The 23,256-nt window shown below is 65.7% G+C and carries 18 protein-coding genes and 1 tRNA gene; 4 read left to right on the top strand and 15 right to left on the bottom strand.

The annotated features are described in order from the left end of the window. Positions 1–67: 67 nt before the first annotated feature. Together AZC_RS24350 and AZC_RS24345 are read left to right on the top strand one after the other, a co-directional pair. Positions 68–1,555 (top strand): class I SAM-dependent methyltransferase, encoded by a 1,488-nt coding sequence (locus AZC_RS24350; protein ID WP_052285892.1) that lies wholly within the window; start codon positions 68–70, stop codon positions 1,553–1,555. A 49-nt stretch (positions 1,556–1,604) separates the two neighbouring features. Next, entirely contained in the window at positions 1,605–2,483 is an 879-nt protein-coding gene (locus tag AZC_RS24345; RefSeq protein WP_158304103.1) for a class I SAM-dependent methyltransferase, read from the top strand. Positions 2,484–2,510: 27 nt separating this feature from the next. Here AZC_RS24345 and AZC_RS07820 read toward each other — a convergent pair whose 3' ends face one another. The 14 genes from AZC_RS07820 to AZC_RS07755 all read right to left on the bottom strand — a co-directional run bounded on the left by AZC_RS07820 (position 2,511) and on the right by AZC_RS07755 (position 17,995). Continuing rightward, on the bottom strand, positions 2,511–3,224 hold the full coding sequence (locus AZC_RS07820) for a GntR family transcriptional regulator (protein WP_081433939.1): 714 nt from the start codon (positions 3,222–3,224) through the stop codon (positions 2,511–2,513). Positions 3,225–3,265: 41 nt separating this feature from the next. Then, on the bottom strand, positions 3,266–3,655 hold the full coding sequence (gene hpxZ, locus AZC_RS07815; protein ID WP_012170044.1) for an oxalurate catabolism protein HpxZ: 390 nt from the start codon (positions 3,653–3,655) through the stop codon (positions 3,266–3,268). A gap of 14 nt (positions 3,656–3,669) precedes the next feature. Continuing rightward, on the bottom strand, positions 3,670–5,085 hold the full coding sequence (locus AZC_RS07810) for an AtzE family amidohydrolase (protein ID WP_012170043.1): 1,416 nt from the start codon (positions 5,083–5,085) through the stop codon (positions 3,670–3,672). Beyond that, positions 5,082–5,291 carry an AtzG-like protein gene (locus AZC_RS07805; protein ID WP_043879058.1) on the bottom strand — a complete coding sequence of 70 codons (210 nt, stop codon included), beginning with the start codon at positions 5,289–5,291 and terminating at the stop codon, positions 5,082–5,084. The genes AZC_RS07810 and AZC_RS07805 overlap by 4 nt, the downstream gene beginning before the upstream one ends. Positions 5,292–5,299: 8 nt before the next feature. Next, a complete protein-coding gene (locus AZC_RS07800) occupies positions 5,300–7,072 on the bottom strand; it encodes a dipeptide ABC transporter ATP-binding protein (RefSeq protein WP_043879057.1) in 1,773 nt (590 codons plus the stop codon). Positions 7,073–7,083: 11 nt separating this feature from the next. Further along, a complete protein-coding gene (locus tag AZC_RS07795) occupies positions 7,084–7,977 on the bottom strand; it encodes an ABC transporter permease (RefSeq protein ID WP_012170041.1) in 894 nt (297 codons plus the stop codon). Then, positions 7,974–8,987 (bottom strand): ABC transporter permease, encoded by a 1,014-nt coding sequence (locus AZC_RS07790; RefSeq protein WP_012170040.1) that lies wholly within the window; start codon positions 8,985–8,987, stop codon positions 7,974–7,976. The genes AZC_RS07795 and AZC_RS07790 overlap by 4 nt, the downstream gene beginning before the upstream one ends. A 339-nt stretch (positions 8,988–9,326) precedes the next feature. Further along, entirely contained in the window at positions 9,327–10,949 is a 1,623-nt protein-coding gene (locus AZC_RS07785; protein ID WP_012170039.1) for an ABC transporter substrate-binding protein, read from the bottom strand. 252 nt (positions 10,950–11,201) lie between these two features. Next, positions 11,202–11,828, bottom strand: coding sequence for a DUF1796 family putative cysteine peptidase (locus tag AZC_RS24670; RefSeq protein WP_043879056.1), 627 nt, complete (start codon positions 11,826–11,828; stop codon positions 11,202–11,204). A 221-nt stretch (positions 11,829–12,049) separates the two neighbouring features. Then, positions 12,050–12,865, bottom strand: a complete 816-nt coding sequence (pssA, locus tag AZC_RS07775) for a CDP-diacylglycerol--serine O-phosphatidyltransferase (protein ID WP_012170038.1) — start codon at positions 12,863–12,865, stop codon at positions 12,050–12,052. A gap of 7 nt (positions 12,866–12,872) precedes the next feature. Then, on the bottom strand, positions 12,873–13,574 hold the full coding sequence (locus AZC_RS07770) for a phosphatidylserine decarboxylase (RefSeq protein WP_012170037.1): 702 nt from the start codon (positions 13,572–13,574) through the stop codon (positions 12,873–12,875). 124 nt (positions 13,575–13,698) lie between these two features. After that, complete coding sequence (locus AZC_RS24335) at positions 13,699–15,447, bottom strand: glucosamine inositolphosphorylceramide transferase family protein (RefSeq protein WP_148209817.1); 1,749 nt, start codon at positions 15,445–15,447, stop codon at positions 13,699–13,701. Positions 15,448–15,576: 129 nt separating this feature from the next. After that, positions 15,577–17,499 carry an ABCB family ABC transporter ATP-binding protein/permease gene (locus tag AZC_RS07760; protein ID WP_012170035.1) on the bottom strand — a complete coding sequence of 641 codons (1,923 nt, stop codon included), beginning with the start codon at positions 17,497–17,499 and terminating at the stop codon, positions 15,577–15,579. A gap of 43 nt (positions 17,500–17,542) precedes the next feature. After that, positions 17,543–17,995 carry an ArsR/SmtB family transcription factor gene (locus AZC_RS07755; RefSeq protein ID WP_244421809.1) on the bottom strand — a complete coding sequence of 151 codons (453 nt, stop codon included), beginning with the start codon at positions 17,993–17,995 and terminating at the stop codon, positions 17,543–17,545. Between the two features lie 76 nt (positions 17,996–18,071). Here AZC_RS07755 and AZC_RS07750 point away from each other — a divergent pair, with 76 nt between their 5' ends. Next, the gene (locus tag AZC_RS07750) at positions 18,072–18,719 is read left to right on the top strand and encodes a TIGR00730 family Rossman fold protein (RefSeq protein WP_420794822.1); all 648 of its coding nucleotides are present in this window, start codon (positions 18,072–18,074) and stop codon (positions 18,717–18,719) included. A gap of 117 nt (positions 18,720–18,836) precedes the next feature. Here AZC_RS07750 and AZC_RS07745 read toward each other — a convergent pair. Beyond that, positions 18,837–18,912, bottom strand: a tRNA-Phe gene (locus AZC_RS07745). Between the two features lie 712 nt (positions 18,913–19,624). Between AZC_RS07745 and AZC_RS07740 the strand changes: the two genes are divergently transcribed. Continuing rightward, a complete protein-coding gene (locus tag AZC_RS07740) occupies positions 19,625–23,113 on the top strand; it encodes a S8 family serine peptidase (RefSeq protein ID WP_043879055.1) in 3,489 nt (1,162 codons plus the stop codon). Positions 23,114–23,256 lie beyond the last annotated feature (143 nt).

The raw sequence follows: 23,256 nt of genomic DNA, 5'->3' as shown, positions 1-23,256 counted from the left end.
TTCTGCCCCGTTGCACCGCCGCCTCAATTGGGGTCCTGTGTTTCGCCTATCGCAACTGGAATATGGCATGCCTTCGACGTTCGATTTCGACGCCCACCCGGAATTTGCGGAAATCTGGACCCGCGTTCAGCCCTTTACGATGACATCGCCCGAACGCGGCTTTGCGCTCTGGACCGCAGTCAATACCGTCATCGACGGCAACATTCCCGGAAGCTTCGTCGAATGCGGCGTGTGGCGTGGCGGTTCCTCCATGCTGATTGCGCTCACGCTTCTGGCCCGGGGCGAGCGGCATCGGGAACTGTTCCTGTTCGACACCTTTGAAGGTATGACCGCACCCGGATCCCAGGACGTGGATCTGCATGGCCTCCATGCGAACGATCTGATGGCCGGCTCGCAAGGTCCGGACATCGCCGAGCTGGTGCGCGCCGCGGCGCCGCGCGACGCCGTTTATGAAGCGATGAAGAGCACCGGCTATGACATGCGGCTGGTGCGGCTGGTCCAAGGCGACGTGTCGGAGACGCTTCCCCGCGTGCAGACGCTGCGGATCGCCTTGCTGCGGCTTGACACGGACTTTTATGACAGCACGCTGGCCGAGCTGACGCATCTGTACCCGCGTCTGGCGCACCGCGGCATTCTCATTATCGACGACTACGGCCACTGGGCCGGGGCGAAGCAGGCGGTCGAGGAATATTTCGCCAATCCGGAGACGGGCTATGCGCGGCCGATGCTCTGGAGCATCGACTATACGGGCCGGGGCGCGGTCAAAGCCGAGCAGAAGGAAAACGTCGAGATCGCCCGATACGACTATATCCCGCCCGGCCTCACCCCGCCCGACCTGAAGCCCATTTTCCCGGATGCAGTCCCCCAGAACCCCTATGCGGTGCAGTGGCCGTATCTGAGGCCACAAGTTCCCCATATCTGGCGTTCGGACAGCCGAAACGACACCCCCTATGTCACCGGGAATGCCTCGGTGGAAGAGGCGGCCTGCCTTTATGAGATCGCCCGCCAGTTCGCCGGAAAGCGCGGACTGGAAGTCGGCACCCATTACGGCTGGACGGCTGCCCACATTCTGGCCGCCGGTCTCCATCTCGACTGCATCGACCCGGAGCTCATGCGGGACGAACGGCTGCGTCAGGTCGATGCGTCACTGGCTCAGGTCCAGACCGAAGGCACCTACCGGCTCTGGGGCGGCTACTCGCCGCAGATGCTCGAGGAGGTTTACTCCAGCCGGCCGGAGCCCTGGTCGTTCGCCTTCATCGACGGCCTGCACGATGGCACCGCCCCCGCCGATGACGCACGCGGCGTGCTGCCTTTCCTGGCGCCGGATGCCGTGGTGATGTTCCACGACATGACCTCGCCCCATGTGGAGGCGGGCCTCGCCGTGTACCGCGACGCGGGCTTTTCCACCCGCGTGATAAACACCATGCAGATTCTCGGCGTTGCCTGGCGCGGCAATGTCACGATCTTCAACCATATTCAGGACGAGAACATCTTCCCCGTCTGGTTGCCGCACCTCGCCAAGTACCTGCCATCCGACACGGATCTCGCCACCTAGGCGGCGAGTTCCGTCCCAAGGCCAGTACGAGCCAAGGAACGAGACCATCATGAGTGCAGAGACGTCCAAGCCGATGATCTGGGAAAACCTCGTCTGCCTGAACTCGGACGTGGAGCCCAGCTTCGAGGTCCTGGGTCCGGCGCGCGATTACCACGCCACCGATTCCCGGCTGGGGGACTGGACGGCGCTGGACTATAAGGCCGCGCTAGAGCGAGATACCGCACCGCTGCCGCTGACGAGTGACCGGGAAGGCTATTACGGACCCGACCATTTCAGCTATTGGGCGAGCGGCCTGGCCGATGCCCGCTACCTCCTTGAGGCCGCAGCCCAGCTTGGTGTCGATCCTCAGTACTACCTCGACATGGGCTGCGCGTCGGGCCGCGTCCTACGCCATATGGCCCACGAGCGGCAGGGCATGCGCGCCTTGGGATGCGACATCAACCGCCTGCACGTGGAATGGTGCAACCGCTACCTTCCCGCAAACTGCACGGTGTTTCAGAACCACTCGATCCCGTCTTTGCCGCTGCCGGACAATTCGGTCGACATCGTCTCGGCCTATAGTGTCTTCACCCACATCGAAGCGCTGGAAACCGCATGGCTGATGGAACTGCGCCGCATTCTGCGGCCCGGTGGCGTGGCCTGGATCACGGTGCACAGCGAGCTCACGCTGCAGGACATGACAACGGACTGGCCGCTCTGGAACCCGACCATGTCCCACCCGGAAGCCGCGACCAAACTCGATGCCCAGCGCAATTTTGTGGGCGACCGGATGGTCCTTCGCTGGCACTCGGATAGGTCTTACGCCTCCAATGTCTTCTACAAACTCGACTATCTCAAGAAGACCTGGTCCCGCTTCTTCGAAATCGCCGACGTACGACGTCGCTTCCCGACCTTCCAGGATGTGCTGATCCTCCGCAAGCCGGCGTAAGGACAAGGGGCGCCATCCGAGCGCCCCTCACACCCCTTCCGCATAGCGCTCGTAGGCGACTTCCACGGTCAGGATGTGGCTGCGCATGGCGCTGGCCGCTTCTGCCTTGTCACCTCGCAGGATCGCCTGCACGACGGTGTCATGCTCCGCATAAGAGAGCGCAAGGCGGCCGAGGTTGCGGAACTGGGCGCGGCGGAAGGGCTGAAGGCGGGCGCGGGTGGCGAGGGTGATCTCCGCCAGATAGGCGTTGTGCGCACCCCCATAGAGGAAGGTGTGGAAACGGTCGTTGAGGAAGGTGTAGTTGGCCTCGTCGCCCCGCCGGGTCAGGTCAGCCAGTTCCGCGTGGATCGCTTCCAGCTGCCCCCGCTCGGCCTTGGTCATATGCACGGCGCAGAGGCCGGCGCACAGGGCCTCCAGTTCCGCCATCACGTCGAACATGCCGCGCAGGCGATCGAGCGAGGGCTTGGCCACCAGCGCGCTACGGTGCGGGCGTGTCTCCACGAGGCCTGAGGCGGCGAGATCCCGGATCACCTCACGCACCGGCGTGCGCGAGACGCCATAGCGCTTGGCGACCTCCATCTCCTCCAGCGCGGTGCCCGGCGGAATCCGGCCGCGCACGATGTCATCCGCGATCTGGAGACGCAGTTCCTCCGTGCGCGTTACCGCCCGGCTGGCGGTGCGGCGCCGGCGGGGGCGTTGAGCGGGAGGGGCCGTGACAGCCTCTGGCAGGGGACCGGACATGGAGGACAAGGCTAAAGCACTCGCAGGCAGGTGAAAACGCGTTACGCAATCGGCTCGGCAATGACGCTCACATGGGCCGCCACCACCCGCCAGCCGACGGGAAGGCGCACCCAGGTCTGCTGCTGGCGACCAACCTTGCCGACCATGCCCTCCCGGCTGAACAGAGTGGAGGCAGTGGCAAAGTCGCGGCCGAAGGTGGTGATGACCGTGCCGGCCAATGTCCGCATCAGCCCATGAGGGGAACGGGCGTTCCGGAAGGCGCGGATCTCCCCGATGCCGTAGAGGTTCTCGCCGCCGCCATAACGGATCGTATGGGCGTCATCCCAGAACAGCTCATCGAGCACCTCCACATCATTGGTGACCAGCGCCTGTTCATAGCGGGCGAACGCGGCTTCCACCTCGGCCACGACGGCCGGATTGTTAATCTCCAAAACGCCTCTCCCGCTCAAACCTGCGCCACCGGCGCGCGCGCGGCGCCGGCCTGTTCCAGATGATACGCCACGCGCAGCGCCAGATCCTCGCGCCACGGCGGGGCGATGACCTGCACGCCGATGGGCAGGCCGCCATCGAGCCACACGGGTACCGCCGCCACCGGCAGGCCGATGAAGGAGATGGGCTGCGTGTAAATGCCAAGGTTCGGCCGCACCGCCAGTTCCACGCCGTCCAGCACCATGGTGGCCTGCCCCAGCTTCGGCGCGCGGCAGGGCGTGGCGGGGGCAAGGATGACGTCCACCTCCTCGAACAGCTTCAGCATCCGCGCCCGGAAATGTCGGCGGAAGCGCTGCGCGCCGGCGACCCACGCGGCCGGAATGGCAAGGCCAGCGATGAGACGGTCCCGCACGGCCGGGTCGAAATCCTGCGGCCTCGTCCGTAGCCTCTCCGCATGGAGGCTCGCCCCCTCGGCGGCGGTGATGACATAGGCCGCCGCGCGGGCGCGGGCGGCCTCGGGCAGCTCGACCGTGCGGGAGACGCCGAGCGCCGCCGCCACATGGTCCACCGCCGCAATGGCTTCCGGCATGCCCTTCTGGCGGAAATATCCGCCGGCCAACGCAATCCTAAGGTCCGCGATGCCCTGCCCCAACGCGGGCGTCGTCGGCTCGACCGGACGCTCCACCTGCACGGGATCAGCGGCATCCGCCCCCTGCATCGCGTCATAAGCCAGCGCCAGATCCTCCACCGAACGGGCGAAGGGGCCGAGATGGTCAAAGGCCGAGACAAAGGGGAAGGAATGGGCACGCGACAGGCGGCCATAGGTGGGCTTCAGGCCGAAGATGCCGCACAGGGACGACGGCACGCGGATGGAGCCATTGGTGTCCGAGCCGAGCGTCAGCGGCACCAGCCCCGCCGCCACCGCCGCGCCCGAGCCGCCGGACGAGCCGCCGGTCATGTGGCCGAGGTCATGTGGATTGCGGGAGGGGCCGTCGTGGACATTTTCGCCGGTGAAATCATAGGCATATTCGCCCATGTTCAGCCCGCCCAAGAGGATGGCATCCGCCGCCTCCAGCTTCTCCACCAGCGTCGCGTCGCGGTCGGCGGGGGAAAGCTCGCGGTTGATCAGCGAGCCGGCGCGGGTCGGCAAGCCCTTGATGTCGAACAGATTCTTCACCGCGAAGGGCACGCCGGCGAGCGGTCCCAGCGTCTCGCCCGCCGCGCGGCGGGCGTCCAGTGCATCGGCGGCCGCGCGGGCGCGGTCGGCGGTGACGTCGGTGAATGCGTTGACCTTGGGATCAACGGAGGCGATGCGGGCGAGCACGGCATCGACCACCGCCCGCGCGCTCACCGCTCCAGAGCGCACAGCGGCGGCAATCTCGGAGGCGGGCGCCGTGGCGTAGCCGGCGACGACGGAGGACGGGGCGTTCATGGGTGATAGACCGCGGCGGGCTCGGCCTCGTCGCCAAGCTCATAAGACAGGACGAGATGGGCGGCGTCGGCAATGAAGCGCAGATTGGCCAGCGCCTCCTTGTGCCAGTCCGGCTCCACGGTGAGGCTGAAGGCGGCAATCGCGCCATCGAGCAGAGGCGCGAGCGCCGCATCGGGAACGGGCGGCAGTTCCGGCTTGGATGACATCTGGCACCTCACACGGGCGGATGGGGAATGGCGGCGATGAGTTCGCGGGTGTAGGCGTCTTTCGGCGCCTCCAGCACCTCCTGCGAGGTGCCCTCCTCCACCACGCGCCCCTGCCGCATGACGATGACGCGGTCGCACAGGAGGCGCACCACGTGCAGATCGTGAGAGACGAAGAGATAGCTCATGCCGAGCGTCTGCTTCAGCTCCTCCAATAGGTTCAGCACCACCGCCTGCACGGACACGTCCAGCGCCGCCGTCGGCTCATCGAGAATGACGAGATCGGGCTTGAGGGCAATGGCGCGGGCGATGCCGACGCGGGCCTTCTGGCCGCCGGAGAGCTGGTGGGGGAAGCGGTCCAGCAAATCGAGGGGCAGGCCCACCATGCGGGCGAGTTCCTCCACCTTGTCGTCCAGCGCCGATCCGCCGCCGATGCCGCCCATTCCGCCCATGCGCAGCAGCGGGTCGGCGATGGCGCGGGAGGCGGTGTAGCGCGGGTTCAGGCTCTCGGTGGGGTCCTGGAACACCATCTGGATGCGCCGGCGCAGCGGATGGTGCGCAAAGCAGCGGGCCGGAATGGCACCGATGTCCTGCCCGTCGAAGGTGATGCGACCGGAGGTCGGGTCGATGAGCCGCATCACGATGGTGGAGGTGGTGGACTTGCCGCAGCCGCTCTCACCCACGAGGCCGACGCTCTCGCCCTTCTTCACCTCGAAGGAGATGCCGTCCACGGCGCGGAAGATGAGGTCCTTCGGCTCAGGGGCCTTGCCGGTGAGCTTGGCGAGGAACGTGGAAGGGGCGCCCTGGCGGGGATATTCCTTCAGCAGGTTCTCCACTTTGAGCAAGGGTTCACCGGGCGACGAGGCTGCTTCCGCCGCTGGCGTGGCCGGCGCGGCGGTGGACGACGCCAATTCCTCCGCCGGCAGCAGATCGCGCAGCGAGATCCCCGGCCGGGGCGTCGCGCGCATGAGTTTGCGGGTGTAGGCGTGCTGCGGGTTGCGGAAGATCTGCTCGGCGGGGGCGGTCTCCACCACCTTGCCCTTCTCCATCACCATCACCGTGTCGCAATATGCGGCGGCAAGACCCAGATCATGGGTGATGAGGATGGTGGACATGCCGCGCGCCCGCGTCAGCTCGGTCACGAGATCCATCACCGCTTTCTGGGTGGTGACGTCGAGGCCCGTGGTCGGCTCGTCGGCGATCATCAGCTGCGGCCGGCACGCCAGCGCCAGCGCGATGACGATGCGCTGGCACATGCCGCCGGACAGCTCGAACGGATAGGCGTGATAGCGCTCCTCCGGCCGGGCGATGCGCACCTGGTTGAGGATGTCGATGACCTTTTCCTTCACGTTGCGCGGCTCGGCCTGCACGTGCTGGAGCAGCACGTCGCCGATCTGCTGGCCCACCGTGCGGATGGGATTCAGCGCCGCGCGCGGATTCTGGAAGATCATGGACATTTCGCGCCCGCGCAGATCGCGCATGGCGCGCTCATCCGCATGGGCGACATCGATGCCGGAGAAGGTGATCGAGCCCTCGGCGATGCGCCCGGCGCGGTCGAGGATGCGCATCACCGTATAAGAGGTGACGGACTTGCCCGAGCCGCTCTCGCCGACGATGCCAAGGGTCTCGCCCTTGGCGAGGGTGAGGTTCACCTTTTCCACCGCGCGCACGAGACCCCGGCGCGTGGCGAATTCAACGGTGAGGTCGCGGACCTCCAGCAGGGGGCCGCGCGCCTCTTCGGCGGGGGCCTGCTTCAGGGTGGCGGGATCGATGACGCCGTGCATGGGTCCGGTCCTCACGTGCGACGCTGGGGATCGACGATGTCACGCAGACCATCGCCCAGCAGGTTGAAGCAGAAGACGGCGAACATGAGCGCGAGGCCCGGAAACAGCGCGATCCACCATTCGCCGGAGACGATGAAGGTCGCGCCCTCGGCCACCATGATGCCCCACTCGGCGGTGGGCGGGCGCACGCCGAGGCCGATGAAGGAGAGCCCCGCCGCGTTGAGGATGGCGTAGCCCATGGTGAGCGACATCTGCACCATCATGATGGGCAGGATGTTGGGCAGGATCTGCGTGAGCAGGATGCGCCATTCGGAATTGCCGGTGAGGCGGGCCGCCTGGATGAAGCCCGCCTGCCGCCGGATCGCCGCCTCAGAGCGCGCCACGCGGGCATAGAGCGGGAAATTGATGATGGCGGTGGCAATGACGATGTTCGTCACCGTATTGCCCAGCGCCGCCACGATGCCCATAGCCAGCACGAACAGCGGGAAGGCCATGATGGTGTCGCAGATGCGCCCGACGATCCGGTCCGTCCAGCCGCCGAAGAAGCCCGCCGCGATACCGGCGATGCCGCCCGCCGCGAACACCAGCGCCACCGAGAAGACCGCGATGGCAAGATCGAGCCGCGTCGCCACGATGACACGGGAGAAGATGTCCCGGCCGAGCTGGTCGGTGCCGAACCAGTGGGCGGCGGTCGGCGGCTTCAGCGCATTCACCGTGTCCGAGGCCAGCGGATCATAGGGCACGATGAAGGGGCCAATCAGCGCCGCCACAACAAGCACCAGCAGCATGAAGAAGGCGAGGCCCGTGACCGGATTGTCCGAGATCACATACTGGGCGTGCTTCAGTGTCGCCGTGAGACCGCCGGAGGCGCGGCGGCGGGCGGGTTCGGAGGAGATGGCGGTCATGCTTCGCTCCGGGCGCGCGGATCGATGATGCCGTAGGCAAGGTCGATCACGAGGTTGAGGACGACGTAGAGGATCGCCATGGCGAGCACGAAGCCCTGCACCGGGGCGAAATCGGAGGAGATGAGCGCCTCCACCGCATAGGAGCCGATGCCCGGCCAGGCGAACACCTTCTCCACCAGCACATTGGCCCCGAGCAGGAAGGAGAAGACCATGCCCAGCGTCGTCACCACAGGCAGCATGGCATTGCGGAAGGCATAGGTGACGATCACCGTCTTGGAGGTGAGGCCCGCCGCCCGCGCGGTGCGGATGAATTCCGAGGAAAGCACCTGAAGCATGGAGGCGCGCGTGATGCGGGCGATGGGCGCGAGCGCGAAGATGGCGAGCGTCAGGGCCGGCACCACGAGTTGGGCCAGCGCGGCGCGGAAGGTGTCGCCGTCGCGGGCGATCAGGCTGTCGATGAGATAGAAGCCCGTCACCGTGTCTGGCGCGGAATAGAAGACATCGAGCCGCCCGAGCGGCGCCGGTGCCCAGCCGAGGCGGAAATAGAAGAGATAGACCAGCAGCAGGCCGGTGAAGAAGACCGGCAGCGAGACGCCCGCCGTGGTGATGAGCCGGCAGGCGTGGTCGATCCAAGACCCCTGCTTCACGGCGGCGGCGATGCCGAACGGCACGGCGATGACGAGCGCGAGGATGAGGCCGGAGAGTGTGAGTTCGGCGGAGGCCGGCAGGCGGGTGGCGATCTCCTTCGACACCGGCTGGCCGGTGGAGAGCGAGGCGCCGAGATCGCCCTTCGCCAGCGCGGACACATAGTCCACGAACTGCACCGGCAGCGGCTTGTCGAGGCCGAGCTTGGTGCGGATTTCGGCAATTGCCTGCGGCGTCGCCGCGGGGCCTGCGAAATAAGCGGCCGTGTCGCCCGGCAGCACGCGGGTGAGCAGGAAGGTGACGATGACGACGCCGATGAGGCTCGGAATCGCAGTGGCGAGACGGCTGCCAATAAGCTTCAGCACGGCACCCTCCTGATGGTTGTCCATGGGGCGGTCGGCGGGGGAACCGGAAGACAGGCCGCCGCGCCCGCCTCCCGGCCCGCTCCCCCGCAGGAGCAAGATGCGTGCCCGCCGATCCGGCGAGCGCGCGATGGGGCTCTGGTCCAGCCCCTGGAATCTTCTTCCCGGCCCGTTCCCCCTCCCCAACCCTCCCCCGCAAGCGGGAGAGGGGGCCTGTCGCGCGCACGGCGAGGGCGAGCCAAGGAAGACTGAGCGAGAAAGCCCTCTCCCGCTTGCGGGGGAGGGTTGGGAGGGGGCATTCGGGACGCGCGCGACGCGCGCGCCCTACCCCGGCAGGCGGACTCAGCCCTTCTGGAGCGCGCGATAATCGAGCCGGCGGTGGAACCAGTATTCGTAGCCGGTGATGTTCTTCTGCATGGCGACGTTCACATAAGGCTGGAACAGCGGCACGCGCGGCACGTCGGCGAAGGCGAGGTCCACCATGCCCTTCACGTCCGCATCATAGGCCGCCTTGTCGCCGTTGGCGGCGGCGGCGCGGGCGCCGTCGATGAAGGCATCCATGGCCGCAGACTGGTAGCTCATGGTGTTAAAGACCGAGTTGGAGCCGTGGTAGCACCAGAAGAAGAAGTATTCGGGATAGTCCAGCCAGCCCGAGAAGACGTTGGTGAAGAGCGGCAGCTCCTTCTTGTTCAGCTCGGTGCGCCAGTTGGCGCCAGGGATCTTGTTGATGGTGGTCTTGATGCCGATCTGGGCGAGGCTCTCCTGCACGAGCACGCACAGCGGCTCGTTCACGCCGGCGAAGCCGAGGTCGAAGGAGAGCGTGGTCTCGAAGCCGTCCGCATAGCCCGCCTCGGCCAGCAGTGCCTTCGCCTTGGCGATGTCGGTCTTGTATTTGGTGGGCTGCGGCCAGGCGACCTTGGTCTGGTAGTCCGCTGGCGCGCCAAACATGGGGTTGGCGAGGCCGAACAGCACCGCTTCCATGATCTTCTCATAGGGCAGCGCATAGGCCACCGCCTGCCGCACCTTCGGATTGTTGAAGGGCGGCTTGGTGACGTTCATGCCGATGTACTGCACGCCGTTGGAATAGGGCGTGGAGATGATGTTGAGCTTGGGGTTGGACTTCAGCTCGGCGAAGTCCTTGTTCGGCAGATCGTAGGAGATGTCCGCATCGCCCCGCTCCAAGAGCGCGCGGCGGTTGCCGGAAGATGGCACCATGCGCCAGATCACGCGCTTCACCTTGGGCAGCGGGCCGCCCTTCCAATTGTCGAAGCGCTCGAAGATCACTTCCGTGCCGGGCGTCCACTTGGTCACCTTATAGGCGCCGGAGCCCACCGTGTTCTGCTTGGTGTATTCGAGGCCCCAGGGGTCCTGCGCGGTGGCGTTCTTCTTCACCAGCTCGGAATTGATGACGCAGGGCACGATCACAGCGAGATCGGGAATGGTCAGACGGTCCTTGCGGATGAAGTCGACGCGGATGGTGCGGTCGTCCACCACCACGAACTGCTCGGGCTTCTCCAGCGAGCCCGCCTTCATCTGGAAGGTGGGGAAGCCGCCGACGGAGACGGCGCGGTCCAGCGACCACTTCACATCCTTGGCGGTGACGGGCGTGCCGTCCTGGAAGGTGGCGTCCTTCTTCAGCTTGAACGTCACCGACATGTCGCCGATGCTCATGTCCTCGGCCAGTTCGCCCTCGAACTTGTCGCGGTCGTAATAGGGCGTGCCGTTCACGTCCTTCATGGGGTGGGTAATGAGGCGGTCGTAGCAGTTCCAGCTCGCCTCATAGCCGGGCACGTTGGTGCCGACGCCGTGGATGTCCAGATTGTTCGGCCCGCTCTCGGAGACGATCAGCAGCGTCTCGGACCGCGCCTGCGCCTTGGCGGGAGAGAAGACGGCGGGCGCGGAAACGGCGGCGCCGGCAGCAGCGGCGGTGGCGGAAGCGGTGGTGAGAAACTCACGGCGGTTCATAGGCAAGGATCCCCGTCTGAAAGCGGCCTCGCCCAACCATTCAAGCACTATGCCAATTGCATACTAAAATTTAAAAAGCATTATTATACATGAAGTTATCCATTTCCCGGGCCGATCACCCCCGGAGAGAAACAACGTGAATAGATTAAAAATTGAGCATATTTTTCTCATTGCATGCAGATATAGGCAGATACGCACCTTGTCGCTGCCTTTGGCTCCCTCCGGAGAGGGAGCCATGGAGAGACGGAGCCGCTAAAAGCCCGCCAAATGCATGGGATCCCGATGGGGGAACTCCCGAAAAACCGCATCCCAGCTTCTGACATGGCCATCGGTCGCATCCGCCCATGGGGCAAAGCGGTCCAGATACCGATTGGCAATGGAAGGCACGCCCCAATCATCTTCGCGGCGCGTCATGGGCTGAAGCACGACCAGCTTAAAATTCCGCGCCTGGAATTTCTCGCGCAACAGGGAGGCCACCTTCTCAGCCCGCTCTCGCACCTCAGACTCCTCGGTCGTATAAAACAACACCTTGGATTCCGTAGAAGAAAGAACCGTTTTAAACTTTTTAATCAAATACAATGCCTTGGACTGATGAGCTTTCAAGGCCTCCGTCTCACCGTGAATCTCCGAAAGATCAGCATCTACCCAATGAAAATGGTAATCATGGGATTTATCCCTTACTAAATTACCATTCCCTTCGTAGATCAGATTTCCTGGCTGGACAACGTTCGAAAAATCAGAATCGAGTATAGATATAAGTGAATTGAATTCAGTAACATTCCACGAAAAGAATCCAGATCGGTCTTCCTGCAAGACCCGACGGAACTGGAATGCCGGCTCACAGTTGCGGCCAAGAGAAATATAATGATCGTAACGCATTCGGCCTTCCTCTACACCCCGATCTGTGAACATCATTTCCAGGAGCAAGGCACCCAGGACGAAGTCGCGAGCTGCGCGCGTTTACGCGCGCAAAGTGCATGCGACATTCGCAACCCTAACCTTTTGCCATGCTTGCAGGATCATCGCACCACTGCACGAAATTGCGGCGCAGCCCAAAACGGACGGCGAGTTGGTGAAAGCATGCCGTCACGACAACGTTTCTATTGCGGCGGCAAGCCCGCCACGTGCTCTGCCATCAGTCGTCGGTAGCGCAGCGCCGAGAGCGGCAACATGGCGAGATAGAGAACGCTGCACACAGACAGAACCAACCAGGGGTAACTGGCCAGTAGCCCGGCAAACACCGCGAAGAGCACGAACAGCGGCAGCACCATATCCCGCCGGACCCGCTTGCCGAGCGTCTTGCCCGACCAGGCAGGCACCTTGGAGATCATCAGCACGCCGATGGCGAGGCAATAGATCAGCGCCATGGGCGCACTCAGGGTCACGTGCGGAATGCCGAGGAGTTCCAGATAAACCGGCAGCAGCACGGTGATGGCGCCTGCCGGAGCCGGAATGCCGGTGAAGAAGTCGGCGGTGAAGGCCGGACGGTTGGGATCATCCAGCATCACGTTGAAGCGGGCGAGCCGCAGTGCTGCGCAGATGGCGAAGATGAGGGCGCCGATCCAGCCCAGCGAGCCCGCCTCGTCCAGCCCCCAGAGATAGAGGATGAGCGCCGGCGCGCAGCCGAAATTCACGAAGTCCGCGAGGCTGTCCAGTTCCGCCCCGAAGCGCGAGGTGCCCTTCAGCGCCCGCGCCAGCCGCCCGTCCACGCCGTCCAGCAGAGCCGCAAAGACGATGGCCGCCAGCGCCAGTTCCATGCGGTGCTCGATGGCCATGCGCACTGCGGTCAGGCCCGAGCACAGGGCCAGCAGGGTGACCATATTGGGCAGCAGCAGCCGCAGCGGAATGCGGGCGAAACGGCGCGGCCGCTCCGTGCTCTGGCCGTTGGGGTCGAAGGGCGGGAAAGGCAGGGTCATCTCAGCCTCACGAGACCCGGAAGGCGATGTCGCGGGTGGGTGCGGCGTCGTAATCGGCGAGGATGGTCTCGCCGGCGACGGTGAGTTGCCCCTCGGAGACGAGAACCCGCGTGCCCACGGGGAGATAGACATCGACCCGCGAGCCGAAGCGGATGAGTCCGAAGCGCTCGCCGGCGCCGATCGTCTCGCCTTCATGCACGAAGCTTACGATTCGCCGGGCGATGAGGCCCGCGATCTGCACCACGCCCACCACACCGTTGGGGCCGTGGATGATGAGGCCGTTGCGCTCATTGTCCTCGCTCGCCTTGTCGAGCTCCGCATTGAGGAAGAGGCCCGGCTTGTAGGCGATCTTCTCGATGCGGCCGGTGACCGGCGCACGGTTCACATGGACGTTGAAGACGTTCATGAAGATGGAGATGCGCAGCAGCGGCACCTCGGAGAGGCCAAGCTCGCGCGGGGGAAGCGCAAGGCCGATCTGGGAAATCCGCCCGTCCGCCGGCGCCACCACGAGCCCCTCGCGCAGCGGCGTGACGCGCTGCGGATCGCGGAAGAAAAGCGCGGTCCAGATGGCAAGGCCCACCGCCAGCATGCCGAAGAAGGTGGACACCGACAGGAGTCCGATGGCGATCACGACCGCAATGGCGATGAAGGGATAGCCCTCGCGATGGATCGGAACGAGCGACTTGCGGATGGAGGTGAGAACGGACACGCGTGTCTCCGGATGCGCCCAAAGGGCTTTTCTGGCGCCAAGAGGTAGTGGCGGGGCGCTTCGGCGTCAAATATCCTGCGCGGACGGCAGCCATGTGGCAGCCCTGCCCCGCGCCGGTCCGGCTTCAAAGCACCCGGCGGGCCGGCACACGGAACTTGGCGTCGATCACCTCGATGCCCCCCGCCTCGTGATAGGTGTGGACCCCGGTCGCCACCGCCTTGCCCTGCCGGGGCACATGGTCCGGCGTCACGACAAGGGCGACGTGTTCCGCATAGTGGCCTGCCGACAGTTCATCGACCATGTTGAACTCCAGCGCCCGCCCGTAGCTGCCGGACCCGTCCTGGCTTGGCCGGAACAGCTTTCCCGACCGCTGGAACAGCGCACCCGCGCCGCGCGCCCGGCGCACGTCATAAGAGAGGGGGTTCTCCGGATGCGGCTCCCACGGGCCGTGAAGCGTCTCGGAAAAGAACAGATGCAGGCTGGAGGTGCGGCTGCGCAGATCCACGACGGTGGCGAACAGGTACCAGTGCCCGTCCTGCTGCCAAAGTGCCGCATCCACTACATTGCCCTGCAACAGCACCCGGTCCTTTTCCCAGTGATGCGGAAACGCCACGGCCCGGTAGAGCGCCAGTTCCCCCGCCTCGAGGCTCTCCGGCATCATGAATATCTCGCCCTCGGCCTCGAAGACCTGAGGAAACGACAGGTGAAAGGGCAAGGCGAGGCAGGGGGAGACAGGGCCGATCCCGTCTGCACCGATCTGCGCCACGCTGATGATGGCCGGCTGGCCGCGATAGCTGTCGCACTCGAAGAAGACGTAAGGCTGCCCCTGGTGCCAGAACACGAAGGGGTCCGCGTAGCACAGGCCCTTGGGCGACGGCACGAATGCGAATCCCGACAGGTCCACACTGCCGCGCTCGGGCTGCACGGCGAAGGTTGTGCCCGAACGGCGCACCGCGATCTGCCAGTGCTCCACCTGCCGCGGACCGAATTTGTGGCGCAGCTTGCAGGCGAGCGTGCCCAGAAACCAGCGCAGGAACTCGCCGTTGGATGGGGTCCGGTAGATGACCCGCCGCCCGCGATAGGGCACGGCGGGATAGGCCTGCGCCAGCAGATGCTCGATCCCTTGCTCGTGCAGCACCTTCAGGCGGGCGATGACGAAGTGGACGGAGCCCCAGAAGACCGTGATCCGGTTGCGCCGGACGGAAATGGAGAGGTCGTTGGAAAAGATGCCCTTCTCCAGCACCGTCCCGCCGTCCAGATGCTCATCGAGGATCTGGAGCACGGCGCCGGAGCGCGGATTGCCCTCGGCCATCTCCCAGAATTGCGGCGGCGCGCCGCGATAGAATTCCGGATCGCCGTGATGGTAGGACCAAATCCCACAGCGCGCGGCTGTGAGAATATCGCCTTTTAGGATGTTGAAGCCGAACCGCAGCAGCACGTCCAGCTTGTATTCCCGCACGGTCTCCACCGTCTCGGCGGGAAAGCGATGGACAAAGCCGCTTGCCTGGGGCTCGACCTCGAGGCGCGGAATGCCCGAGAGTTCATGGCTCACATCCACCATGCGCAGAGGATCGGCCTGCGGGTTGCGGGCGAGCTTCTCCTCAAGCCTGGTATAGAGGGCGTAGCAGAAGGTGCGCCGGCGCGCCTTGGTGCGCAGGACGCGCCATGCGCGCTTAAGCCAGTTGGGCTTTTCCGCAAGCTGGCTTTGTCCGTCCTTGCGCTCCACCACCAGAACGATGTCGGCGAAATCGCACGCGCGAATGTGCTCGATCACCACCGCCGCAAAGGCCGGAACGTGATCGCCATCGACCAGCAGGCCGATCCGCAATCTGGGGCCCGCTTGGTCCGACTGGAAATAGAAGCGATCAATCACGGGGACACCCACCGCACGAATTTACCGCATAGCATGGGAGCCCGTCTTGTGTGCAAGTGGGATTGTTCCAATCTTGCAGGCCTGCGGGCGTCCACTCCGGCTATGGCGGGCGGAGCAATCAGCGCGGTGTCAGACGGCCGAACTCGGCTCCTCTTCGCGATGCGCCACGAGATGCGGCTCCTCCCGCTGCGGCTCGGCCTCCGGCTCCGGTGAGGCGGCCGCCTCCAGCAGCTTCTTGCGGGCGTCGTCCGCCTCGCGCTGGCGCTGCCAGAGGGCGGCATAAAGGCCGCCCTTGGCGAGCAGTTCCGGATGCGTGCCCCGCTCGGCCACACGCCCCTGCGAGAGCACGAGGATTTCGTCGGCATTGATGACGGTGGAGAGGCGATGGGCAATCACCAGCGTCGTGCGGCCGCGCGACACGCGGTCGAGCGCGTCCTGGATCTCCCGTTCCGTGTGGCTGTCGAGCGCGGAGGTCGCCTCGTCGAGCACCAGAATGGGCGGTGCCTTCAGGATGGTGCGGGCGATGGCCACCCGCTGCTTCTCGCCGCCCGAGAGCTTCAGCCCGCGCTCGCCCACCTCGGTCTTGTAGCCCTTCGGCGTCGCGCGGATGAAGGCGTCGATCTGCGCCAGACGCGCCGCCTCCTCCACTTCTGCCTCGGTGGCATCGGCCCGGCCATAGCGGATGTTGTACGCGATGGTGTCGTTGAACAGCACGGTATCCTGCGGAACCATGCCGATGGCGGCCCGCAGGCTGTCCTGCGAGACATCACGGATGTCTTGCCCGTCGATGGTGATGCGCCCGCCCTTCACGTCATAGAAGCGGAACAGCAGGCGCGAGATGGTGGACTTGCCCGCGCCGGACGAACCGACAATGGCGAGCGTGCGCCCGGCCGGCACCTCGAAGGTAACGCCCTTGAGGATGTCCCGGTCGGGGTCGTAGGCAAAGCGCACGTCCTCGAAGCGGACGGTGCCTCCTGCGATCTTCAGCGCCGGCGCGTCCGGCCGATCCTCGATCTCGGGATCGCGGGCCAGCACCGCGAACATCGCCTCGATATCCACGATGGCCTGCTTGATCTCGCGATAGATCATGCCGAGGAAGTTCAGGGGCTGGTAAAGCTGGATCATCATGGCATTGACCATGACGAAGGCGCCCAGGCTCTGGCGGCCGGCGCGCACGTCATAGGCCGCCATGACCATGACCGCCGTGAGGCCGAGGGTGAAGATGAAGGCCTGCCCGGCGTTCAGCCAGGCGAGCGAGGTGAAGGTCCGCACCGTCGCCTGCTCGTAGCGCGCCATGGAACGGTCGTAGCGGTTGCGCTCGCGCGTCTCCGCCCCGAAATACTTCACCGTCTCGTAGTTGAGCAGGCTGTCAACCGCCTTGGTGTTGGCCTCGGTATCGCTCTCGTTCATGTCCCGCCGGATGGCGATGCGCCATTCGCTGGCCGCATAGGTGAACCAGGTGTAGAGCGCGACCGTCAGCGACACCGCCACCACATAGCGCCAGTCGAAGGCGAACAGCAGAACCGCAAGCACCAGCACCATCTCGACGATGGTCGGCGCGAGTTGGAGCACCAGCATCCGCACGATGGTCTCGATGCCCTCGCGGGCCCGCTCCAGCACACGGGTAAGGCCGCCGGTCTTGCGCTCCAGATGGAAGCGCAGGGACAGGGCGTGCATGTGCTCGAAGGTCTCGGTGGCGAGCCGGCGCACCGCATGCAGCGCCACGGCGGCGAACATGCCGTCGCGCAGCTGCGTGATGCCCGCCATCACGATGCGGCTGAAGCCATAGGCGAGCGTGAGCAGGACGGGAGCCGCCAGCAGCCACGAGATGTCGGGGTCGCCCTGCCCGTCCGGCACATGGGCCAGCGCGTCGGTGGCCCATTTGAAGATGAAGGGCACCGCCATGGTGGCAAACTTGGCGAGGAACAGCAGGACGGTCGTCGCCATCACCCGGCGCTTCAGGTCCGGCCGGCCCACCGGCCAGAGATAGGGCCAGAGCGCCGCGATGGTCTTGCCGAGCGCGCCGCGGGCCGCCGAAACGCCCTTGAACATGCGGCGGCGGGAGGCCGCGGCCGCAGGCCCCGGTGTTGAAAGATCAGTCATGGGTACCCACTTTGACAGTCATATCGCCCGCAGGGGCGGTCTCGGGAGCGGCCGCAGGCGGCGCTCCCTCTCCGGTCTCAGCGGGGCTGGGTCGTTCGAGAGCCGCGAACAGCGCAAGGACATCGTCGCGCAAGGCGGCAATCTTAGCCTTGTCGAGGCAGTAGCAGATGCGCGTGCCGTTCGGCGCGGCACGCACGAGGCCCGCTTCGACGAGGATCTTTATGTGTTGCGAGACAGTCGATTGCGCCAGAGGCAGGCCCCGGACGATCTCGCCGCACATGCAACCCTCCTGCCGCGCGAGCGTTCGCAGCACAGCGACCCGCGCGGGATGGCCAAGAGCGCGGAGCATCGTCGCGAGGGTGTCGTCCGCGGCACTCATGGTCGCGTCATCGGCAGGGGGCATCATCATCGTTGATCGTCGATAGACGATAAAGATGACATTCACAAGGCGGCGATGTCATTTGGCCCTCGCCGCCGCCACTCTTTCGGAAAGGAGCCGGTCCGCTAAGATGGCCGGAAAAATGAACGTGCAAGCCCCCAAAGACCCAGACGGCACCATGGCCACCATCGACAGCGTGTGTGTTTATTGCGGCGCGTCCAAGGGCGCCGACCCGCGCTTCGTCGCCGAGGCCCGCGCCTTCGGGCTCGATCTCGCCCACAACGGCATCCGTCTCATCTATGGCGGCGGCGGCATCGGTCTCATGGGTGAGGTCGCGTCCGCTGTGGCGCTGAACGGAGGCCATGTTACCGGGATCATCCCGGAATTCCTGATCTCCCGCGAACGGGCCTTCGCCCACAAGGCGGAACTGATCGTCACGCAGGACATGCATGAGCGCAAACGCCTGATGTTCGAACGGGCCGATGCCTTCGTCGCCCTGCCCGGCGGCGTCGGCACGCTGGAAGAGCTGGTGGAGCAGTTGACCTGGGCCCAGCTCGGCCAGCATGCCAAGCCCATCCTGGTGCTGAACACGGCCGGCTTCTGGGACCCCTTCCTCAGACTGCTGGACCACATGCGCGACAGCGCCTTCATCCGCGACGCGGCGCCGGTGAACTTGCTGGTGGCGAACGAGGCGTCCGAAATCCTGCCCATGCTGCGCCGGGCCGTGGCGCCCCTTTCGGAGACGACCCTCCACACGCCGGGCGACGCGGAAGCCGTCGCCCGCATGTAAGCGCATGATCTCCCGCCGGCCCCGCGCCGGCGGACGCGCACGACGGCCGGGCTGAACCGATCAGCTGCGATAACGTAAACGCTCGCGCTTAGGGATATGTGATTTTCAGAAGAGATATGGTGCCCAGGGGCGGAATCGAACCACCGACACTGCGATTTTCAGTCGCATGCTCTACCAACTGAGCTACCTGGGCGCCGGGCGGTGCGTGACCGCCTCAGAGCCGCGTGTATAGAAGGTACGGCCGGGCCTGTCCATAGGAGGGCGCTGGCAACGTGCAGCCTGTGGATATTTCGCCGAACAAGCGCCCCAAAACCCCAGCAATCGCAACATATTCGACCGCAACTCCCACGCAAGTGCCGCCCCGCGCCCCACCTGAAACCGTCCGCAAAGGCTTCCGATTTTCTCGCAGCGACGATGGGCCCTGCGGCGGCGATCCCGTGCGCCCTGCACGTCCCGCATGGCAGTTCCTCCGACCTTAAGCGGGGATCCCCCCGTCTCGGTATCGTCATGAGGCTCTGGGGCAGAGCGCCGTCATTCTCCCGCGGCGCCGGCGGAGGCCAGTCATGCCGCTCACCCCAACCGCGCTCCCATCCGCAACCGCTCCGAAGCGCGCCTCCGAGCCCCGCTGCAGGCGGCACTTTTCGGGTCGAGTACACATGGATAATACCGGAAAATCCTGTTTCCGTGCGGCTTTTCCGAAAAACAGCGACAACAGTGACCGGCAACGCCCCCTTGACGCGACGCACCGCCATGGCCGAGGTAGCTAGACATTGAGTAGCAGCTTCAGACTGTCGAGATCACGACTTGGGCCGAGCCGACCCAAGTCTTGATATGCAGCCGCACTTTGCGCAGGCGGACAGTTGAATAGCTTTCAATACCATCCTCACCCCGCAGTGGATGCAGAAATGCCCAATCGTTCCGTTCTGGCCAAGCGCCTGCAATATCTTCTTGCCGCGACCGCCTTGAGCCTGCTGGCCCAGCCGGCGCTCGCGCAGAGCGCCAATTCGTTCCTGACCCCCGAATATTATCGCTCAGGCGCCCTGGCGCAGGTGAACGCGGCCGCAGCCTATGCCCTCGGGTTCACAGGGGCGGGCGTCACCGTCGCAGTCGTCGACAGCGGCCTCGATACCCGTCACCCGGAGTTCACAGGCCGCATCGTGCCGGGCTACGACTTCGCCTTCAACATTCCGGTCCAGATCAATGAGGATCATGATACGGACGCGAAGACGCCCACCAATTCGGGCAGTCACGGCACCCACGTGGCCGGTATCATCGCCGCCGCACGGAACGGCACGGAGATGCAGGGTGTGGCCTATAACGCCAATATCCTTCCGGTCGTCTACAATGACACCACGAATAACCCCGATACTTTCTTTTCGGCTGCCTGGAATTACGTCGCCGCGCAGAACGTGGCCATCGCCAGCAACAGCCTCGGCCTGAACGACTGCGTCCGGCGCCCGACTGACAAGTGCAACGTCACCGAATATACGCGTGCCGAAGTCGATTCCCTGTATCCGACGATGCTCGCTTCCATGCGGGCGACGGCAGCCGCCGGCACGCTCATGGTGTTCGCCACCGGCAATGAAGCCCAGTCCAGTCCGGATGTGCTCGGCGGCATGCCCTATCTGGTGCCGGAGCTGAAGAACAACTGGCTCGCGGTCGGAGCGGTGGATGCGAACAACACCATCGCCAATTTCAGCAACCGCTGCGGCGTCGCCAAGGACTGGTGCCTCGTGGCGCCGGGCGTCGCCATCTATTCGACGGTGACGCTGGGCGAAGGAACCGGCACCGATGGCGGCTATGGAGACAAGTCCGGTACCTCCATGGCGACGCCGGTCGTCTCCGGCGTCGCGGCGCTGGTGAAGGAAGCCTTCCCCTGGTTCACCGCTTATGACCTGCAGCAGGCGCTGCTCACCACCGCGACCGACCTCGGCGCGCCCGGCGTGGACGACGTCTATGGCTGGGGCCTTGTGAACGCCGCCAAGGCCGTGCTCGGCTATGGCCAGTTCGTCACCACGACGACGCTCGACACGAAGGGCTACAGCTCCACCTTCAGCAACGACATCTCCGGCACCGGCGGGCTCATCAAGGCGGGCGCCGGCACGCTGACGCTCATCGGCACGAACACCTATTCCGGCGGCACCACCATCGCAGGCGGCACGCTGCAGATCGGCAATGGCGGCACGACGGGCTCCATCACCGGCAACGTTCTGGACAACGGCACACTTGCCTTCAACCGCTCGGACGCACTCACTTATGGCGGCGTGGTGTCCGGCGCCGGCAATCTCGTGAAGGCGGGCGCCGGCACGCTCACCCTCACCGGCGCCAACACCTATACCGGCGGCACGACGATCAGCTCCGGTACGCTCCAGATCGGCAATGGTGGCACCACCGGCGCCATCGTGGGCAACGTCGCCAACAGCGACACGCTCGCCTTCAAGCGTTCCGACACGCTGACCTTTGGCGGCGCAGTCTCCGGCACCGGACGTCTCGTCCAGGCCGGCACCGGCACCACCATCCTCACCGGCACCAACACCTACACCGGCGGCACGACGATCAGTTCCGGAACGCTCCAGATCGGCAATGGCGGCACCACCGGCTCGATCGTCGGCAATGTGGTGGACAATGGCACGCTGGCCTTCAACCGCTCGGACAGCTTCATCTTCAGCGGCGCCATCTCCGGCACCGGCAATCTGGTGAAGGACGGCGCCGGCACCCTCTCGCTCACCGGCAACAATTCCTACACCGGCCTCACGGCGGTGATCGGCGGCCAGCTTTCGGTCAACGGCGCCTTTGCGTCCCAGCTCGCCATCGGCAGCTCGGGCACCTTGCGCGGCACCGGCACGCTGAACGGCCCGCTCGTGGTGGCCGGCCGCCTCGCCCCCGGCAACTCGCCCGGCACCCTCACGGTGGCCGGCCCGGTCACCTTCGCCTCCGGCTCCACCTTCCAGACCGACATCGACGGCACGGGAACGGGGACCGGCGCGGGCAATTACTCGCGCCTCGTCACAACAGGCTCCAGCGGCACGGTGACGGTCACCGGCGGCACGATCACGCCGACGCTGCGGGGCATCACCGGCAGCGCCACGAACAGCTACACGCCGAGCCTCGGCAGCAGCTACACGGTGATCCAGACGAGCGCAGGTCTTGCCGGCTCCTTCTCGGGCCTCGCCCAGCCGGCGAGCGGCCTGCCCACCTCCACGCGCTTCGATGCGCTCTACACGCCCACCAGCCTCAGCCTCGTGGTGACGCCGCTCTCCTATGGCACGCTGGCGGCGAACGGCCTTGCCAGCACCGCCAACACCAATGCTACGGGCGCGGCGCTCGACAGCTTCCGTCCGACGGCCGGCGTTGCCATGGCCGGCACCACCGGCCTCCTGTTCGGCAATCTCTACACCCTCACCCCGGCCGCTTTGCCCTATGCCCTTGCCCAGCTCTCGGGTGAGGCCCATGCCTCCGCGGCCGCGCAGGTGTTCGAGGATGCCCGGCAGGTGCGCTCGGCCATCTATGACCGCCTCGACGGCTCCGCCGCCGCCAAGGCCGGCACCGACAGCGCCCGGCTTTCCAAGAGCCTCGATATCGCCATCTGGGCCACGGGCTATGGCGGCTGGGGCAATGCCTCCGGCAGCGGCGCCTACAAGCTCGACTGGACGCAGAGCGGCTTCATCGGCGGCGCGGACGTGGAGGTGTTCGGCAACACGAGGCTCGGCCTTGCGCTCGGCACCGGCTCGTCGGCCGGCAATGTGGGCAGCCTGAATTCCACCGTGGACAACAGCCATACGGATCTCGCCGCCTATGGCGCCACCCGCTTCGGCGCCCTGCTCGCCAAGTATGGCGTCGCCTACAGCTGGAACAACATCGACACCAGCCGCACGGTGGCCTTCTCCGGCCTGTGGAACCAGCTCGGCAGCAGCGCGGACGGCAACACCACGCAGGTGTTCGGTGAACTGTCCTACGACTTCAGGGTCAACCAGGCACAGGTCTCGCCCTTCGCCTCGGTCGCCTACGTGAAGCAGGACTTCGATGCCTTCCATGAGACCGGCGGCGCGGCGGCGCTCTATGGCTCGACGCTCGGCATGACGACGACGCTCACCACGGTGGGTGCCCGCGTCAGCACCGACATCGCCCTCGGCAACGGCACGCTGACGCCCAGCGCCAAGCTCGGCTGGCAGCACGCCTTCGGCGACACCGCCACCGGAGCGACCATGTGGTTCGCGGGCTCCAACCCCTTCCTCGTCACCGGCACGCCCATCGCCCGCGATGCGCTCGCCCTGAACCTGGGACTGGCCTACGGCTTCACGAACAACGTCAGCGCCTCGGTCGCCTATGACGGCGTGCTGGCGGCGGATGCGCAGGACTCCACCCTCAAGGCCAATCTGAAGGTCGCCTTCTGACCGGCCTTCCTTGAAACGGGCGCGCTCCGACCGGAGCGCGCTTCAGGGTGCGGCCGCGACCCGGGGCGGGGCCGCGGCCCGGTCTCCCGCCCCGTACCGGACACACACCGGACGGGGCGGGAGACGGAACGCTCCGCCGGGAC

This window comes from Azorhizobium caulinodans ORS 571, from assembly GCF_000010525.1.
GTDB classification, from domain to species: Bacteria; Pseudomonadota; Alphaproteobacteria; order Rhizobiales; family Xanthobacteraceae; genus Azorhizobium; species Azorhizobium caulinodans.
Note: the sequence above shows the minus strand (reverse complement) of the source record. Positions and strands in the feature narration are given on the sequence as shown.